The 14,810-nt window shown below is 70.9% G+C and carries 12 protein-coding genes; 5 read left to right on the top strand and 7 right to left on the bottom strand.

The window, feature by feature from the left end:
* The first annotated feature begins 89 nt into the window (after positions 1-89).
* Positions 90-1,112, top strand: a complete 1,023-nt coding sequence (locus OG285_RS22080) for a glycosyltransferase family 2 protein (RefSeq protein ID WP_356834689.1) — start codon at positions 90-92, stop codon at positions 1,110-1,112.
* A gap of 69 nt (positions 1,113-1,181) precedes the next feature.
* Here the strand turns inward: OG285_RS22080 and OG285_RS22085 are convergent, their stop codons facing one another.
* The 4 genes from OG285_RS22085 to OG285_RS22100 form a co-directional block, all read right to left on the bottom strand.
* Positions 1,182-2,855: an LCP family protein gene (locus OG285_RS22085; protein ID WP_371791983.1), complete on the bottom strand. Its 1,674-nt coding sequence runs from the start codon at positions 2,853-2,855 to the stop codon at positions 1,182-1,184.
* A gap of 48 nt (positions 2,856-2,903) precedes the next feature.
* Positions 2,904-4,682 (bottom strand): LCP family protein, encoded by a 1,779-nt coding sequence (locus OG285_RS22090; protein ID WP_371791984.1) that lies wholly within the window; start codon positions 4,680-4,682, stop codon positions 2,904-2,906.
* A gap of 220 nt (positions 4,683-4,902) precedes the next feature.
* Positions 4,903-6,129, bottom strand: coding sequence for an LCP family protein (locus OG285_RS22095; protein ID WP_371791985.1), 1,227 nt, complete (start codon positions 6,127-6,129; stop codon positions 4,903-4,905).
* A 160-nt stretch (positions 6,130-6,289) separates the two neighbouring features.
* Positions 6,290-7,045 (bottom strand): TIGR03089 family protein, encoded by a 756-nt coding sequence (locus OG285_RS22100; RefSeq protein WP_371791986.1) that lies wholly within the window; start codon positions 7,043-7,045, stop codon positions 6,290-6,292.
* Between the two features lie 149 nt (positions 7,046-7,194).
* Here OG285_RS22100 and OG285_RS22105 point away from each other — a divergent pair, with 149 nt between their 5' ends.
* The 3 genes from OG285_RS22105 (at position 7,195) to OG285_RS22115 (ending at position 10,669) form a co-directional block, all read left to right on the top strand.
* A complete protein-coding gene (locus OG285_RS22105; RefSeq protein ID WP_371791987.1) occupies positions 7,195-8,568 on the top strand; it encodes an N-acetylmuramoyl-L-alanine amidase in 1,374 nt (457 codons plus the stop codon).
* Between the two features lie 102 nt (positions 8,569-8,670).
* Positions 8,671-9,753, top strand: coding sequence for an NDP-sugar synthase (locus tag OG285_RS22110; RefSeq protein ID WP_356834677.1), 1,083 nt, complete (start codon positions 8,671-8,673; stop codon positions 9,751-9,753).
* A 10-nt stretch (positions 9,754-9,763) separates the two neighbouring features.
* Positions 9,764-10,669, top strand: coding sequence for a DNA-3-methyladenine glycosylase 2 family protein (locus tag OG285_RS22115; RefSeq protein ID WP_356834675.1), 906 nt, complete (start codon positions 9,764-9,766; stop codon positions 10,667-10,669).
* A gap of 87 nt (positions 10,670-10,756) precedes the next feature.
* On the opposite strand, the gene OG285_RS22120 is transcribed toward OG285_RS22115, so the two are convergent.
* The 3 genes from OG285_RS22120 to OG285_RS22130 form a co-directional block, all read right to left on the bottom strand.
* Complete coding sequence (locus OG285_RS22120; protein WP_356834673.1) at positions 10,757-12,079, bottom strand: coenzyme F420-0:L-glutamate ligase; 1,323 nt, start codon at positions 12,077-12,079, stop codon at positions 10,757-10,759.
* Positions 12,076-13,032, bottom strand: a complete 957-nt coding sequence (gene cofD / locus OG285_RS22125; protein WP_356834671.1) for a 2-phospho-L-lactate transferase — start codon at positions 13,030-13,032, stop codon at positions 12,076-12,078. The genes OG285_RS22120 and cofD overlap by 4 nt, the downstream gene beginning before the upstream one ends.
* 90 nt (positions 13,033-13,122) lie before the next feature.
* Positions 13,123-13,665 carry a cysteine dioxygenase family protein gene (locus OG285_RS22130; RefSeq protein ID WP_356834669.1) on the bottom strand — a complete coding sequence of 181 codons (543 nt, stop codon included), beginning with the start codon at positions 13,663-13,665 and terminating at the stop codon, positions 13,123-13,125.
* Between the two features lie 652 nt (positions 13,666-14,317).
* Between OG285_RS22130 and OG285_RS22135 the strand changes: the two genes are divergently transcribed.
* Positions 14,318-14,581: a WhiB family transcriptional regulator gene (locus OG285_RS22135; protein WP_164266780.1), complete on the top strand. Its 264-nt coding sequence runs from the start codon at positions 14,318-14,320 to the stop codon at positions 14,579-14,581.
* Positions 14,582-14,810 lie beyond the last annotated feature (229 nt).

Consider the following 14,810-nt stretch of genomic DNA (forward strand, 5'->3'; position numbering starts at 1 on the left):
CCCACCGTAAGCCGCTGTGATCAACATCCCGGGTAGGCCACCCGGCCGCCGCGCCCGGTGTCCCTCGTTCGCGGTAACGTGACCGTCCTATGGACGCCACGCACGCCACGCCCGCTGTTTCAGTGATCATGCCGGTCCTCAATGAGGAGCGGCATCTGCGCAACTCGGTCCGCCACATCCTGGAGCAGGAGTACGACGGCGAGATGGAGGTGGTGATCGCCATCGGCCCGTCGTCCGACCGCACCGAGGAGATCGCCGCCGAGCTGGTACGGGAGGACCCCCGGGTCCACACCGTCGCCAACCCCACCGGCCGTACGCCCGCCGCGCTCAACGCCGCCATCAAGGCGTCCAGCCACCCCGTCGTGGTGCGGGTCGACGGCCACGGCATGCTCTCGCCGGACTACATCGCCACCGCGGTCCGCCTCCTGGAGGAGACCGGCGCGATGAACGTCGGCGGGATCATGCACGCCGAGGGCGAGAACGCCTGGGAGGACGCGGTCGCAGCCGCGATGACCTCCAAGATCGGCGTCGGCAACGCGGCGTTCCACACCGGCGGCAAGGCGGCCCCCGCCGAGACCGTCTACCTGGGCGTCTTCCGGCGTGAGGCGCTGGAGCAGCAGGGCGGGTACAACGAGGAGTTCATCCGCGCCCAGGACTGGGAGCTGAACTTCCGGATCCGTGAGGCGGGCGGCCTGATCTGGTTCTCGCCCGAGCTGCGCGTCCAGTACCGCCCGCGCCCCTCGGTCCGCGCGCTCGCCAAGCAGTACAAGGACTACGGCCGCTGGCGCCATGTCGTCGCCCGCTACCACGAGGGCTCGATCAACCTCCGCTACCTCGCCCCGCCGACCGCGGTCTGCGCCATCGCGGCGGGCATCGTGGTCGGTGCGGCCGTCACCCCGTGGGCCTTCCTGGTGCCCGCCGGCTACGTCGCGGCCATCGCGGCGGGCTCGCTGCCGGCCGGCAAGGGGCTGTCGGCGAAGGCGCGGGTGCGGATTCCGGTGGCCCTGGCCACCATGCACATGTGCTGGGGCTTCGGCTTCCTGACCAGTCCGCGCGCGCTGGCCCGCAAGGTCATCGCCAGTCGCCGCCCGGCGGTCCGCACCGCGGCCTGAGGTTCACTCACGAAAGGGCCGGACCCGGTTGCCGGGTCCGGCCCTTTCGTACGCCGGGCAGCGCCGGAGCTACGCGGTCCAGGTGTATGCCTTGTCGACGTTCATGCACGCCGACTCGTCGTCCCCGTGCAGCGCGTTGGCCGAGTCCGGCGTCTTTCCGTCGTCCGCCGTGGACTTGGGGAACACCGTGCCCGTACGCCAGTCGCTTCCCACGACCACCGTGACCCCGGTGACCTGGGTGGACTTCTTCACGGACTTCAGCGGCACGCCCATGGCCTTCGCCACCGCCTGCGCGTCGCCCTCCAGATCGGCGCTGGGGAAGAGCACCTCGGTGTTCTTCTGCGGGTCGAGCGTCTGATCGGCTGCGGCGCGTGCGAAGCCCTGCCCGGTCAGCAGTGTTGCGATCTCGCCGGCCCGGCCCTTCGACGGGAGCCCGCCGTCGCCCGCCGTGCCGTTCCGCACGGTGATACCGATGTCGCCCTTGGGCGCCGCCGGATCGTCGGAGACCTTCTCGGCGGGCTTCTTCTTCTTCGCGCCCTTGCCGTCCAGCGGGGTGTCGTCCCTGACCATGGCGAACAGCTTGTCCGCGTCACCCGCCTTCGGGTCGACCTTCTCCTCGAACCCGGGCCGTACGGAGTTCACGTTCGGCATGGTCGTCATGGTGATCCGCGATGTCGGGACCTTCTGAAGCTCCCCGGCGAGGTCGTACAGCTTCTTGACCGTGCCGATTCCGTTGTCGACCTTGAGCGCCCTGGTGGCCGATTCCGCGAGGTCCATGAGCTTGCCGGGGTCGGTGAGCTTGGTGCCCTTGCGCAGCTGGCGGACCATGGAATTCATGTACTCGTGCTGGGCCTTGGTCCGTACGACGTCGGTGTCCGGCCAGAACCCGTACCGCGTCCGCAGCCACTGGAGCGCCTGCTGCCCCTTGACCGACGTGGTGCCCTTCTTCAGCTTGAGCCCCGAGCCGTGGCCGTCGCGGGTGTGCGAGTACACGTTGGCGTCCACGCAGACCGGCACCCCGCCGATCGCGTCGGCCATGGAGACCACGCCGGAGAAATCGATCTTCATGAAGTGGTCGATGTGGATGCCGGTGAGGGATTCCCAGGTGGCGACGGTGCAGCCGGGGCCGCCGCGGCCGAGCGACTCGTTGGCCAGGGTCCAGCCCGTCGCCGCATAGGTCTTGCCGTTCTCGTCCGTGCACTTGGGGATCTTCAGCACGGTGTCGCGCGGCAGGCTGATGACCGACATGTTGCTGCGGTCGGCCGAGACGTGCAGCAGCATCTGCACATCCGCCAGGGGAAGGCCGCCGAAGGTGCTCTTGGCGCCGCCGAGCTTCTGGTTCTCCTTGGAGTCCCGCGCGTCCGAGCCGATCAGCAGGATGTTCAGCGGGGTCTGGCCCGCCGCGTTGGCCGTCGGCTTCGGGACCTGGTGGGCGCCGAGGTTGAGGGCGCTCTTCTGCAGATTGCCGTTCAGGTGGCGGTAGTAGAGATACCCCGCGCCCGCGGTGCCGATGATCAGCAGCGCCGCGGCCCCCGCCACCCAGCGGAGTATTCGGCGTTTCCCGCGCCGCGCGCGCCGTCGCGGCGTCTGCTGCTTGTGGCTCCTGCGGCCGCCTGCCGGGCCGCCGGGGCCGGGCCGGTCGGTCCCCGGCGACCCGGCGGACAGGCCGTCGTCCCTGCCGGGCCTGCCCGGCCCCGGAACGCGCGGCCGAGTCCCCTCCCCTCGCGTGCTGCTCTGTCCCACCAGGTCCCCCCTGCTACTCAGGTATGCGTATTCCCCGGTGACCTGGTGTCACTTGGAGCACACGGTCTTGTCGGCTTCGACCTTCTGGATGTCGGCCGGTGCCTTTGCCGGCGCCGTTATCGGCGTGCCGGCGCCCTTGAAGTCCGCCCCGAGCACGAGGGTCATCGGGGTGAGCCCGACGGAGTCCTTCGTGCCCGGCTTGAGTGCCGACGCGGGCAGGCCCATGATGTCGGCGAGCTTGCGGGCCTGGTCCGCCTGGTTCGGCGCGTACGTGAGAGTCGTCTTGGCCAGATCGGGCTTGTAGTTGCCGCCGTTCTCCGACTTCAGTACGCCCTCGGTGTTCTGCAGCCAGGTCAGCGTGGTCTGCGCCGATCCGGGCTGGGCCCCGCCGTTGAGTACCTTGACCCGGACGTCGGACGCGTTGGCCTGCGACCCCTTGAGGAGCGCCTCCTGCTTGCTCGCGGCGGCCTTCTTCTCCTTCTTGACCTCGGTGAGCGAGACGTCGCCGCGCATCATCGAGAACAGCGGGTCCGCCTGGGCGTGGTTCACGACGACGGTGAGGTGCACCTTCGTCTCCGCCGGGTTGTCGACGACCGGCAGCGTGGTGAAGGTGACGTTCTTCGGGTTCACCGACTTCAGGTCCAGCGCCAGGCTCTTGAGGTGGTCGATGCTCCCGATGCCGCTGTCGACGGTGAGCGCCTTGGTCGCCGCGTTCGCCAGGCTGTAGAGCTTGGTGGGGCTGGTGAGCGTGTCACCCGACGTCATCTTGCGTATCAGCGAGGCCAGGAACTGCTGCTGCACCTGGATCCGGTCCAGGTCGCCGTGGTTGCCGAAGCTGTGCCGGGTCCTGACGAAGGCCAGCGCCTGCTCGCCCTCGACCTTGGACTTCCCCGCCGGGAGCTTGAGATGCGACTCCGCGTCGTCCACGGGGTGCGCCACACAGACGTCGACACCGCCCACCGCGGTACTGAGCGTCTTGATGGCGTTGAAGTCGGCCATCATGAAGTGATCGACCGTCAGACCGGTGATCGCCTTGACCGTCTTCATGGTGCAGCCGGGGTCGCGGTCGTCCTGCCCCAGGCTGGTGTTGAAGCGGACCTGCGACGTGCCGGGAATCGTCTTGGTCGATCCGTCGGGCTGCTTGATCTGGCAGTCCGGGATGTCGGTGATCAGGTCGCGGGGGATGGAGAGCGCGGTCGCGTTCGTCCGGTCCTTGGAGACGTGGAAGAGGATGTTGGTGTCGGCGTGGCCGACACTCCCCTTGTCACCGTAGCCCTCGTTGCCCTTGCCGGTGCGCTTGTCCGTACCGATCAGCAGGATGTTGACGGCCCGGTCCTTGGCGGAGCCCGAGGTGCCGCCGACCACGTCGATCTTGTTGATGTTGTTGTTGAAGTGCTCGTACAGCAGGTACGCGCCGGTGGAGCCGGCGACGAGGACGATGGCGGTCACGCCACCGGTCCACATCAGCGCCTTCTTCCTGCGCGACTTCTGCTGTTTGCGCTTGCGGCGGCCCGCCGCCGTCTGCGGCCCGCTCCCGGGACCGCCGTCCTGCCCGCCGCCCGACGCCCTGCGGCTGCGCTGACCGGGCACGTCGCGGCGCGGCGACTGGGGCGGGGACTGCTGCTGCGAGCGCCTGCGGGAGGACTGCTCCGGCAGCGAATCCCTGCGCCGTGTGCGGCCGGAGGCAGAGTCGGTGTCCGGCCGCGATCTGTCCCCCGACTGCGGTCCGGAGGGGTTCAGTCGCAGTTCGTAATTGCCGGTTTCCGGGTTGAGCACCCACTGGTCTGCGGGGTCGATATCGTCCCGCCCACGGCTATGCGCGTCCACGGTTGCCTGTGTCCTCCGTCGGTGCCACGCGAGGCGCCCTCCCCCCGGGCGCTCGGTCTTTCGTCCTGCAGTGCGCGACCACATGGCCGGATGCACCGGATCGCGTCACACTATCTGCCCGGATCAATGTCCAGCGACGTGCGGGACACATTCCTTGGCGCTTACAACTGGGCATACCACCCAATCCACATGCCCTGCGGATGCGGGTTTGAGAATTGTTTTACCCGCAGGCCGCGGCAGCCGCGTTTGTCCCCGGGAAAGTGTCCTGCGGAGAAGGCGACGACTTGCCCTTCCCGCCGGTGTCCGACGCGCCTCCGGCGCTCGCCGCTCCCGGCGTCCCCGCGGGGGTTCCGGTGCTGCCCTTGGTCACGGTCACCGGGGCGTCGTCACGGAGCCGTTTGAAGAGCCGGTCGGCGTCCGGCTGTACGAGCTGGTCGCGGTTGCGGTTGTTGACGTACGGCTCGCGCGGCACCGTCAGGAACTGGATCTTGTCGGTGGGGATGTCGCGCATCCGCCGCGTCAGGTCGTACAGATCCCTGAGGGTGTCCAGACCGGGGTCCGTGGTCACCGACTTGGTCGCCGCGTCCAGCACCGGGTAGAGCCGCGTCGGGTTCAGCAGAACGCCGTTGCTCTGCACCTTCTTCACCAGCGAACCGAGGAACTCCTGCTGGCGCTGCATGCGTTCGGTGTCGCTGCCGTTGCCGATGGAGTGCCGGACGCGTACGTATCCCAGCGCCTGCTCGCCGTTGAGCGTCTGGCGGCCCGCGGGCAGCTTGAGGTGGGCGTCCTTGTCGTCCACCGGCTTCTTGAGGCAGACCTCGACGCCGTCGACCGCGTTCACCATGCCCTTGAAGCCGTTGAAGTCGACCACCATGTAGTGGTCGACCCGGACCCCGGTCATGTTCTCCACGGTACGGACGGTGCAGGCGGTGCCGCCGAACTCGAACGCCCAGTTGAACTGCACGAACTGCTTCTTCGTATGGGTCTTGTCCGCCTTGATGCAGCTCGGCACGTGCGACATCAGGTCGCGCGGCAGCGACACCGCCGTCGCGCTCTTCCTGTCCGCGGCCAGATGCAGCAGGATCGTGGTGTCGGAACGCTGCGACCCCTCGTCCCGCCCGTACTTCCTGTTGTCGCCGGCGCGCGAGTCGGACCCGATGAGCAGGATGTTCTCGGCACCGGCCGCGCCGGCCGCGGGGCGCTCCTTCTCGTACGCGCGCAGCTCGGCGGTCGCGGTGTTGTCCGTCTTGATGTTGTGGTCGAGCTTGTTGTAGAACCACCAGCCGACACCCGCGGCGACGAGCACGACGAACGAGACCCCGAGAGCGGTCCAGCGCAGCCAGTGCCGCTTGTGCCGGGGCGGCGGCTCCGGGGCGGCGTGTGGCGACTCCGTGTCCTGGGCGTCCGTCTGCGGCTCGTCGTCGGGCGTGCCAGCACTGTCCGTCACGTCTGCGTCCATCCTTCACGGAGTCGGCGACGCGCTGGGCCGCCGATCGAACGGATAGACGACTGAACCGCGCGCTTGGTTGTGCTCTCTCCTGATCATGTACCGCGGACCGCGCGTGTTCCCGGGGGCTCGTCCTGGGGTGGGCCAGACGAGTGGCCCGTCAGTGCGCGACGGAGTGCGTGACCCGCTCGCTCTCGACGCGCTTTTCGAGAGCGCCGTCGGCCAGCCGGCCGAGGTTGCGGCAGAGCACCACCGAGGCGCCCGCCGCGAGCGGGGCGTACAGCCCGGTCGAGAGACCGTCCCAGCTGTCGTACGGCCGCCCCGACAGCAGCCGTGCGCCCGGGGCGAGTCCGACGCCCGCCGCGTCGTGCATCGCCCGGTCCACCACCTGCGCGCCGGACAGCTCGGTCCCGCCGACCACGAGCGCGGGCGCGTCCGGGTCGACCGGGGCGTACGGCACGAAGCGGTCGCCCTGGCTGGGGACCTCGACCGCGTAGTCGGCGAAGCCGGCCGGCGGCTGGGGGAAGCGACCGCCGAGCGGGCGCAGCGCCAGTGCCACGCGCTCCCCGCCGCAGGAACGCGCCTGTTCGAGGGTGTCGGGGCCGCTGACCACCAGGTCGGCCGTGGCCGGATCGCCGCCGACGTCGGCGACCACGCCCACGGACGAGCAGGCGAGCAGCCACACGGCGCTCTGCCAGTGCGCCGGGAGCAGCAGGGCGAGCCGGTCGCCCGGCTCCGCCGACAGCTCGCCCTGGAGCAGATTCGCGGTCTTGGCCACCCAATTGGCGAAGGTCGCCACGGAAAGTTCGACGCGTTCGCCGGTCGCATCGTCGTAGAACGTGACAAGAGGACGTGCCGGTTCCAGAGCGAGCGCGGATCGCAGCAGGTCGGCGGGGGTGTGGTCGCTGGCAGTCATGCGCGAAGCGTACGTCGGGGGGTGTGCCGGGGACGGCTGCCGCCGCGGATTCGGCGGCCGGCCGGCCGCGCCGGTCAGCCGATACGGCGTCAGTTCTGCGATGGACAGAGACCGGGGGGTATGTCCAAATCGTAGCTATGCGTGCTCCTATGACTGCCTCTGCGCTCTCCGCCTCGATCGCCGTGGCGTGTGCCGCCGCGCTCACCCTCCCCTTCGCCGCACCGGCCGGTGCGACCACGCCCCGCGCCGGCTCACCGGCCACGCCGTTCCCCGGCTCCACCCAGTCGCTGCGGCTCAACCAGCTCTCCGCCGACCGCTCCACGGACCACTCGGCCGCCGCCGGGCTCTCCAGGCGGAAGGTCAAGCCGTTCTCGCTGGTCGGGGTGGTCTGGAACGACAAGAAGGCGCACCTGGACGGCACCGTCCAGGTACGGACCCGGCCGGTGGGTTCCGCGGCGTGGACCGGCTGGCAGTCGGTCGAGACCCGGAACGACGACCACGCGCCCGACCCCGGCACGGCGGAGGCCGAGTCGTCCGCCGTGCGCGGATCCACCGCCCCGCTCTGGGTGGGCGACTCGGACGCCGTCCAGGTCCGCGTACGCGCGAAGGCCCCCACCGGTTCCACCCGCGCCGCGGCCGCCTCGCTCCCGAAGGGGCTGCGGCTGGACCTCGTCGACCCCGGCCCGGACCCGGACCCACAACCGTCCGACCCGACCGCGGCTGACCCGACGGCTGCCGACCCGACCGCGGCTGACCCCACGGCAGCCGACCCGACAACGGCCGATCCCACGGCAGCCGACCCGAACACCGGCGGTTCCGAGTCCGCCGGGCAGGCCGAGCCCACCGAACTGCCCGCCCTCAGCAAGGACGCCACCGTGGCCGAGCTGGAGCAGTCCACGGGGACCAAGGCCGGCCCTTACGTCGCGCCCCGGCCGCGCATCGTCACCCGCAAGGGCTGGGGCGCCGACGAGAGCGTCCGCGAGCCGGCCGTCCTCTACACGGACACCGTGAAGGCCGCCTTCGTCCACCACACCGCGACGGGCAACAACTACACGTGCGCGGAGGCCCCCTCGCTGCTGCGCGGCATCTACCGGTACCACGTGAAGAGCCTCGGCTGGCGGGACATCGGCTACAACTTCGTCATCGACAAGTGCGGCACCATCTACGAGGGCCGCGCGGGCGGGGTGACCAAGCCCGTCCAGGGCGCCCACACCCTCGGGTTCAACTCCGACAGCACCGGCGTCGCCGTACTCGGCACCTTCACCTCGACCAACCCGCCCGCCGCCGTCATCACCGCGCTGTCCCGCTTCTCGGCGTGGAAGCTCGGGCTGACCGGCGCCGACCCGGCCGGGAAGACCACCCTGGTGTCGGGCGGCGGCAACCGCTACCAGGAGGGCACCGACGTGACGCTGAACGTGATCTCCGGACACCGTGACGGGTTCTCCACCGAGTGCCCCGGAGCCCGCCTCTACGCCAAGCTCGGCGCGATCCGCAGCGCAGCCGCCCGGGACCAGGGCCGCTGAGTCCCGGCAGCTCCTCACGGCCTGCCCGCACCCGTACCCCACCGTCTGCATACACTGGCCAGCCGTTCAAGGACCGCCCCAGCAGGAAGCAGAGACGTCAAGGTGACAGAAGCGATTCTCCTGGTCGGCGGCAAGGGCACGCGGCTGCGGCCGCTCACGGTCAACACACCCAAACCGATGGTCCCGGCGGCGGGAGTCCCGTTCCTCACCCACCAGCTGGTCCGCGCGCGGGCCGCCGGGGTCGACCACATCGTGCTCGCCACGTCGTACCTCGCGGAGGTCTTCGAGCCGTACTTCGGCGACGGGTCAGCCCTGGGTCTGCACCTGGAGTACGTCACCGAGGAGGAGCCGCTGGGCACGGGCGGCGCCATCCGCAACGTCGCGGAACGTCTGCGCTCGGGGCCGGACGAGCCGGTCCTCATCTTCAACGGGGACATCCTCACGGGCCTGGACATCGAGGCCCTCGTGACCACCCACGAGGCCTCCGGCGCGGACGTCTCCCTCCACCTCACGCGGGTGGACGACCCGCGCGCCTTCGGGCTCGTGCCCACGGACGCCACCGGCCGGGTGACGGCCTTCCTGGAGAAGCCGCAGACGCCCGAGGAGATCGTCACCGACCAGATCAACGCGGGCGCGTACGTCTTCACGCGCTCGGTCATCGACACCATCCCGGCCGGGCGCCCGGTCTCGGTGGAACGGGAGACCTTCCCCGGCCTGCTCGGCTCGGGCGCCCACCTCCAGGGCATGGTCGACTCCACCTACTGGCTCGACCTGGGCACCCCGCAGGCTTTCGTACGGGGCTCCGCCGACCTCGTGCTCGGGCACGCCCCGTCGCCGGCCGTCCCGGGCCGCTGCGGCGACCGGCTGATCCTCGACACCGCCACCGTGGCCGCCGACGCCAAGGTGACCGGCGGCACGGTGATCGGCGCGGGCGCGGTCGTCGGTCAGGGCGCCAGGATCGAGGGCAGCACCGTTCTCGACCACGCGGTCATCGAGCCGGGCGCGGTGGTCACCGACTCGCTGATCGGGGCCGGTGCCCGGATCGGGGCCCGCTCGGTGCTGACCGGCGCGGTGATCGGAGACGGCGCGCAGGTGGGCGCGGACAACGAGCTGCGCGCCGGCATACGGATCTGGTGCGGGGCCGCGCTGCCGGACGGTTCCGTGCGCTTCTCGTCGGACCAGTAGCCTCTACGGGGTGGCAGGACGTTTCACAGCCCGGGCCCCGGGTCAGTACAGCCCCGTCGACCTCGGTCTGGTCCTCGGGGTGCTGCGCCGTGGCCCCTGGGATCCCACGTACCGGGCGACGCCCGACGGGGCGGTGTGGCGGGCCAGCCGCACACCGGAGGGACCGGGCACACTCCGGATCACGCCGGACGGGGCGGAGGCATGGGGCCCCGGCGCCGGCTGGCTGCTCGCCGGGCTTCCCGGGCTGCTGGGCGAGCTGGACGACCCGTCGGAATTCGTACCGCGCCACCGGGTGGTCGCCGACGCGCACCGCCGCCGCCCCCACCTCAGGCTCTGCCGCACCGGTCTGGTCCTGGAGTCGCTGATCCCCTCGGTCCTGGAGCAGAAGGTCACGGCGGACGAGGCGTACCGCGGCTGGCGCAGGCTGCTCCGCGCGTCCGGCACACCGGCGCCGGGTCCCGCCCCCGAGCACATGTACGTCATGCCCGATCCGCGCGGCTGGTCGCTCATCCCGTCCTGGGAGTGGCACCGCGCGGGCGTCGACAACAAGCGCGCGTCCACGATCCTGCGCGCGGTACGGGTGGCCCGCCGGCTGGAGGAGGCGGTGGGGATGGAGCCCGCCGACGCGGCCCGCAGGCTGGAGCTGATTCCCGGCATCGGCCCCTGGACCTCGGCGGAGACGCTCCAGCGTGCCGTCGGAGCACCGGACGCGGTCACGGTCGGCGACCTGCACCTGCCGGGCATCGTCGGTTACGCGCTGACGGGCCGCCGGGGCGTCGACGACGACGGGATGCTGGAACTCCTGGAACCGTACGCGGGCCAGCGCCACCGCGCGGTCCGGCTGATCCTGCTGACGGGTCGGGTGCCGCAGCGCCGAGTCCCGAAGATGCCCCGCACGGACATCGCCCGGCTGTGACACCCCAGCCCCTCCGGCGATTGAGGAGCGGGGTCCGGGGCGGAGTCCCGAAAGGCGGCGCAGCCGCACCGCACCCCGCCGGCCCCCTCACCGCACCGTGATGAACGCCTCCACCTCGCGCGCCGCACGTGGCGCCGCGGGCGCGGCCGGGCGGCCGATCGCCACGGCCCCCATCGGCTCCCACTCCGCGGGCAGCGCCAGCACCTCCCGCACCACGTCCCGGCAGAACATCGTCGAGGAGACCCAGGCCGACCCCAGCCGCTCGCCCGCGAGCGCCACCAGGAAGTTCTGCACACCCGCACCGGTCGCGACGCTGAACATCTCGCGCTCCGCCGCGTCCCGCCGGGCATCGCCGTACGTGTGCGCGCCGTCGAGCACCATGCAGGGCACCGCCAAGTACGGCGCCCGCCGCAGCACTTCACCGCGCCGCACCCGTTTGGCGATGGACTCGTCCGACTTGCCGTCGCGCCGCAGATCCGCGATCCACGCGTCCCGCATCGCGTCCAGCAACCGGGTGCGCGCCGCCGCCGACTCCAGCAGGACGAAACGCCACGGCGTCGTGTGGTGCGGGGCCGGCGCGGTGACCGCCGCCGCGACCGCGCGGCGCACCGCGCCCGGGTCCACCGGATCGTCGGCGAAGTCGCGGACCGTACGCCGCTGGGTGACCGCTTCCCGTACCGCCTCGGACGTACCGAGCCGGAACATGTCGTCGGCGGCGACGCGCACCAGGGCACGGGCGCCCCCGGAAGCGTCGTCGTCTGCGCCGGACGCGGAAGCCGGTGCCGTGACGACGTGCGGCAGACCGCGGACCACCGCGACCGGCAGCCCCGCCGCCTTGCCCTTCACCAGGTCGCCCGCGGCGGCCAGTTCGTCGGCGGTGGCGACGACCGTGGCGCTCAGCGGGTTGCCGTGCGCGTCGGTGCCGCCGCGCAGATCGTCGAGGACCCGCACCCCGGAGGCCCCGATCGCCACATCGGTGAGGCCACTGCGCCACGGCCGTCCGAAGGTGTCCGTGACGATCACGCCCACCGTCACGCCCAGCGCGTCCCGCAGGCCCTCGCGAATGGCCCGCGCCGACCTGTCGGAGTCCTCGGGGAGCAACAGCACTGTCCCGGAAGGGGTGTTGGAGGCGTCGACCCCGGCGGCGGCCATCACCAGGCCCTGCCGGTTCTCGACGATACGGAGCGTGCCGCGCCGCGCCACCACCCGTACCGTCTCCGCGTCGATGGCCGCCTCGCGGTCCTCGGCCTGGACGATCCGGCCCTCGGACTTGGAGACGATCTTGGAGGTGACGAGGACGACATCGCCGTCCGCGAGGTCGGGCGACGCGGTCGCGATCAGCTTGGCGAGGTCGTCGCCCTGGCCCACCTCGGGCAGTCCGGGCACGGCCCAGACCCGGAAGGACGTCACGCCCTGACCTCTTCGGCCAGGGTGAGCGCCTCGCGGGCCATCACCGCGGTCGCGTCCAGGTCGGTCATCATCAGCGGCACGGCCCGGCAGCGGATGCCCGCCTCCTCGATCCGGGCCACGGACGCGGCGTCGACGGTGTCGACCAGCCAGCCGTCCAGCAGGCCGGAACCGTAGTGTTCGGCCACCGCGGCCGCCGTCGACTCGACGCCGACGGCGGCGAGAACCTTGTCGGCCATCCCGCGCACCGGGGCGTCCCCGACGATGGGCGAGAGCCCGACGACCGGCACACCCGCGTCGGCGATGGCCTCCCGGATACCGGGCACGGCGAGGATGGTGCCGACCGAGACCACCGGGTTGGACGGCGGGAAGATGACGACGTCGGCCGCCGCGATGGCGTCGAGCACGCCCGGCGCGGGCTTCGCCCGGTCGGCGCCGACCGGCACGACGGCCGCGGCCTCGACGGACGCGCGCAGCCGCACCCAGTACTCCTGGAAGTGAATGGCCTTGCGCTCGCCGTCGATGTCTACGGCCACATGTGTCTCGATGCGGTCGTCCGACATCGGGATGAGCCGCACACCCGGCTGCCACCGCTCGCACAGGGCCTCGGTGACAGCGCTCAGCGGATAGCCCGCGCCGAGCATCTGGGTACGGACGATGTGCGTCGCGAAGTCACGGTCGCCGAGCCCGAACCACTCGGGTCCCACGCCGTACGCGGCGAGCTCCTCCTTCACGGTGAAGGACTCGTCGGTACGCCCCCAGCCCTGCTCCTCGTTGATGCCACCGCCGAGGGTGTACATCACCGTGTCGAGGTCGGGGCAGACCTTCAGCCCGAACAGATGGATGTCGTCACCGGTGTTGCCGATGACGGTGATGTCCGCGTCAGGCGCGGCCTGCTTGAGGCCACGCAGGAATCGGGCACCACCGATACCGCCGGCCAGAACCACAATGCGCATGCGGACAGTCTGTCAGGCGAAGCCTGATCCCATGAGCGGTGGTGGCCGGGCACGGCACCACCCAGCGGTAGCCGGGGGAGGGCTGGACTGTCAGGCGGGTACGGCGTCCTGTGCGGCCGGGACCGCGCACTGCGGGCTGTGCATCGGCATCTCGGTCAGGCCCGGGTAGTAGACGTGCAGGCTGACGGCCGGTTCCAGTGAGTCGTTGACGACCTCGTGGGCGTACCCCGGCGCGAAGACGCGCTGGGCGCCCGCCTCCAGTACCTGCCCGCCGCGTTCGGTCCGCTCGGTCAGCCTGCCGTCGAGGACGGTCAGCACACCGGACGAACGCCCGTGGTCGTGCGGCCCGCTGCCCTGCCCCGGAACCCAGCTGAGCAGCCAGATCTCGTATCCGAGTGGGGTCTCCCCTGCGTGAGCGCGCCCGAGAGCCTGGGGAACGGTGCGGAGCCGGTGGTACCAGCGGGTGACCGCGTCGTACTCGACGAGGTGGGCCCACTGGCTGCGGTCCGCGGCGATGGAGCGGGCGAGCCCGGCGAACTCGGCCACGGTGGCCGGGTGCTCGCGGGCGGGCTGGAGCAGGTGCTGGACGGCGAGGATGTCGCCGGCGATCTGGAGGTCGCTGTCGCTGTTCATGGTGCGGGGGTTCCTCGGCAGTGAAAGTGCTGGGGTGTCGCAGAAAGAGGTGCAGTCAGGGCTGCGGAAAGACGCTGGAGCTCGGTGGCATCAACAGCTGGAACAGCAACAGCACGCCTGGACAGCGCTGCGGAACCCACGGGCGTGGGTCACGGAGAACGCTGCGGTCGCTGGCATGAGAACTAGAAGAACGGCTCTCGTTCCCCCTGTCAACTCAATGCCCGATTTGGGCGTAATCTTTCACCTCATCCGGTTACTCCGTCCGGAGAGAGGTTTGTTCGTGTGTCGCCGCGGAGATGTGGCGCAGCAAGCCCCACCGCAAACGTCGCAGGGATCTCGTGACCGGACTGTGATCTTGATCGCTTCGGTGGGCGGAGCGCGAACGGGACCGGCTTCGGCGGAGTCTCAGTCCAGGAGGGCGTCACCCCTCCCGGACGGGGAAGGCGCAGGTATGGGCCAGTGGCATGTGTCAGGTTTTTAGTGATTTGAACACTTTCCGCATAGCCTTGGTTCCGCAGAGTGAATAAGGGGCCCAATAGCAGATCTCGGCTTGACTGGCCCGGATCCACACACTTGTAATTTCACTCGTGTCGTTCGGCCGAAATCGGTAGCGACAGCAACACGGGGACGCAAAGACGGACAAGGGGCGCACATGACCGAGCTGTTCCAGCAACTGCTGGTCGAGGACGCGGACGAGGAATTCGGCTGGCAGGAGCGCGCGCTGTGCGCCCAGACCGACCCCGAGTCCTTCTTCCCCGAGAAGGGCGGGTCCACCCGCGAGGCCAAGAAGGTCTGCCTCGCCTGCGAGGTGCGCTCCGAATGTCTTGAGTACGCCCTCGCCAACGACGAGCGGTTCGGCATCTGGGGCGGTCTCTCCGAGCGTGAGCGGCGACGGCTGAAAAAGGCCGCTGTCTAGGCCCCGTCCGGTCGCTGTCCAGCCACTGTGCGGCCACTGTGCGGGCACGTCACCGGCCGCGCTCTCCGGCCGCCCGGCCGGGTTACCGGCACCAGCCCACGCACCGCATCCGGTCCGCCGCCCGCCCCCTGGGGCGGGCGGCGGACCGCTGTCCGAGCCAGCCGTTAGTGTGGGGCCCCGTCCGCGATGCACCAACGCCCCCACGGGGCGCGTGCGTCCACCGCATCCG

The organism is Streptomyces sp. NBC_01471 (genome assembly GCF_041438865.1).
Taxonomy (GTDB): Bacteria; Actinomycetota; Actinomycetes; order Streptomycetales; family Streptomycetaceae; genus Streptomyces.

Coding starts and splice junctions, on each gene's coding strand:
- OG285_RS22080 (WP_356834689.1), top strand. CDS start 90: ATGGACGCCACGCACGCCACGCCCGCTGTTTCAGTGATCATGCCGGTC.
- OG285_RS22100 (WP_371791986.1), bottom strand. CDS start 7,045: ATGACTGCCAGCGACCACACCCCCGCCGACCTGCTGCGATCCGCGCTC.
- OG285_RS22105 (WP_371791987.1), top strand. CDS start 7,195: ATGACTGCCTCTGCGCTCTCCGCCTCGATCGCCGTGGCGTGTGCCGCC.
- cofD (WP_356834671.1), bottom strand. CDS start 13,032: ATGCGCATTGTGGTTCTGGCCGGCGGTATCGGTGGTGCCCGATTCCTG.
- OG285_RS22130 (WP_356834669.1), bottom strand. CDS start 13,665: ATGAACAGCGACAGCGACCTCCAGATCGCCGGCGACATCCTCGCCGTC.
- OG285_RS22135 (WP_164266780.1), top strand. CDS start 14,318: ATGACCGAGCTGTTCCAGCAACTGCTGGTCGAGGACGCGGACGAGGAA.